A 2,547-nucleotide genomic window follows, 5' to 3' on the forward strand; every position below is an offset into this window, starting at 1 on the left:
TATCTGATAACTCACATTATCCATTTATTATCCCAGCGAGTTGGAATTGGTGTAGATTAGAAAACGGCTGTTCTTTAATAACTGATGGTACACACCAAACTCCAATATATTCAGAAACAGGATTTGTTTTTCTATCTTCGAAAAATGTTACCTCAGGAAAAATTAACTGGGAAAACGTAAAGCATATACCAGAAGATCTGCATAATGTCCTACATGCCCGACTTGCTCCTCAACTAAACGATATATTATTGGCAAAAAATGGGACAACTGGTATTGGTGCACTTGTGGATAGAGAATGTGTGTTTGATATATATGTTAGTTTAGCACTGTTGAGGCCAATAACAGAGATGTTTTTTCCAGAATATATTTTATTAGTAATAAATTCTCCATTTGTCAAGTCTCAATTCAATCAGTCTCTAAAAGGTATAGGTGTTCCTAATTTACATTTAGAATATATTAGAAAAGTTTGGATAACATTACCTCCAATATTAGAACAGGAAAGAATCGTTAAAAAAGTAGAGGAGATTTTTACTTCACTTGATGAAATAGAAAATTCAATTAAAGCGTAGGTAAGCGCCTACGCTTTAATCTCTAATTTCTACCAATTTACAATTTTATCAACAATTGCTTGTTGTTCGCTCGCTGTGCGGCGAAGATAAATTCGGGTAGTTTCAATGCTCTCATGCCCCATAAGATCAGCAAGCAACGCTATGTCGTTAAACCGGTCTAAAAAATTCTTTGCAAATCGATGTCTAAAAGAGTGTGGATATACGACATGGAGGTTTAAGCCATATTTAGAAGCAAAGTGCTTTAACTGCTGAGAAATACCACGAGATGTAATTCTTTCTCCAAAGCGATTTAGGAATATATATCCCGATTTAAGTTTTTTTGTTTCTAACCATTTGATAGCTTCAGAACGTAGTGCTTTTGGAATGTATAGTCGTCGAATCTTTCCACCTTTTGTATACATATCAAGATGTCCGAGATAAACGTGTTCTGCTTTTATCTGTAATAGTTCACTGACACGAGCTCCTGTCGCTGTTAAAAACCAAACAACAAAATACCACTCAATATTTCCATCTGCTTTTAGCTTCGTTTTGAAAAACTTGTAATCAGCATCACTTATTACATTTTCTAGAAAATTTTTCTGCTGTACTTTAACAAACTTGAGTTTTAACCTCTCTTTCTTGATAAATTCAAGATATTTATTTATTGCTTGTAAGCGTAGGTTAACTGTTTGGGGTTTAAAATGTTCGATTAAAAATCCTTTATAAGCTAAAAGATTTTCTTTGTTTATTGACTCATACTGAGTAAGAAAGTGCTTTACAGTCCAAACATAGGACACAATTGTGTTTTCTGCCAAGTCATTTCTGCTCAGCAATTTTTGAAATTCTGTTACCATATTTTATTAGTTTTAAATAAATACGGCAACAAAGTTATCTTGGCTATCTCACATTATAGGAACTTGCCTCAAGGATGGGCAAAATGCACCTTAGAGAATATAGGCTCATGGTCTTCAGGAGCGACCCCAAGCCGTTCAAATAAAATGTATTATACAAGCGGAACAGTTAACTGGTTGAAAACAGGCGATCTTAATGACGGTTATATTGATTATATCCCTGAAAAGATTACCGACTTAGCTCTTAAAGAATGCTCTGTTAGATTAAACCCCAAAGACAGTGTCTTAATTGCTATGTATGGAGCAACTATTGGCAAAATTGGAATCCTTAATGTCCCATCTGCCACAAATCAAGCTTGTTGCGCATGTTTCACATATCCAGATATATATAATAAGTTCCTTTTCTATCTACTAATGAGTGAAAAGAAAGTTTTACAGATGAAAGCTGAAGGTGGTGCACAACCAAATATTTCAAAAGAGAAGATTGTTAACTTTTCCATTCTATTACCTCCAGCTCAAGAACAAGTTAGAATAGGTCAAGCTATTGATACTTTATTCGATATACTTGATGGTATTGTGGAAGATTTATAGTTCATCGAGAATTATATGTATATTATTGCAAATTGATTCAAAAGCATCTATAATCCTTCTTTGTTCTTTAAGCGGAGGTAGTGGTAGAGGTATTTTATTAAGAGATGATTTGGTTAAATGACTTATAGTTACACCCTTACTGTATTTTTCAAGAATTTGCATATCATTATATAAATGTAAAACGTACATATAGAAATAAGAATTGATATTGCCATAGAAGCGAACCCGATGTATCGCATTTTGATATAGGATATTATCTTCTCTACTCCATACTGCGCATCGTCCAGCCTCTCCTCCTTCACAAATAAGTAAGTCGTATTTCTTAATACGATATTGGCTTAACTCTTTATCTTCAAATCTCATTTCTTTCAGATCATCCAAATTAACATCTCCCCACCTAACATTTATACTGCGGAGATATGGATAGTATTCTCCTCTATTTTTAACTTTATCTAATGTCTTACCTAGGTCATCAATTGCAATGTCCTCGAGATAACACCATGTCCAGTTTTGAGGTATCTCAAAGTGCAAGTTCTCATAATGTGAGTTATCAGATA

Annotated in this window: 4 protein-coding genes; 2 read left to right on the forward strand and 2 right to left on the reverse strand. The window is 33.8% G+C overall.

What is annotated here, in order from left to right; all coding sequences use genetic code 11:
- The coding region (locus tag BGC7_RS17495; protein ID WP_185112999.1) for a restriction endonuclease subunit S at positions 1 to 569 on the forward strand (569 nt) is incomplete at its 5' end.
- Between the two features lie 29 nt (positions 570 to 598).
- Here the strand turns inward: BGC7_RS17495 and BGC7_RS17500 are convergent.
- Entirely contained in the window at positions 599 to 1,402 is an 804-nt protein-coding gene (locus BGC7_RS17500) for a tyrosine-type recombinase/integrase (protein WP_050702890.1), read from the reverse strand.
- Positions 1,403 to 1,465: 63 nt separating this feature from the next.
- On the opposite strand from BGC7_RS17500, the gene BGC7_RS17505 reads away from it, so the two are divergent.
- On the forward strand, positions 1,466 to 1,990 hold the full coding sequence (locus tag BGC7_RS17505) for a restriction endonuclease subunit S (protein WP_199318941.1): 525 nt from the start codon (positions 1,466 to 1,468) through the stop codon (positions 1,988 to 1,990).
- Here BGC7_RS17505 and BGC7_RS17510 read toward each other — a convergent pair.
- On the reverse strand, positions 1,985 to 2,547 hold a 563-nt coding region (locus tag BGC7_RS17510), incomplete at its 5' end, for a restriction endonuclease subunit S (protein WP_185113000.1). The genes BGC7_RS17505 and BGC7_RS17510 overlap by 6 nt on opposite strands.

It is taken from the genome of Dysgonomonas sp. BGC7 (assembly GCF_001261735.1).
Classification (GTDB): domain Bacteria; phylum Bacteroidota; class Bacteroidia; order Bacteroidales; family Dysgonomonadaceae; genus Dysgonomonas.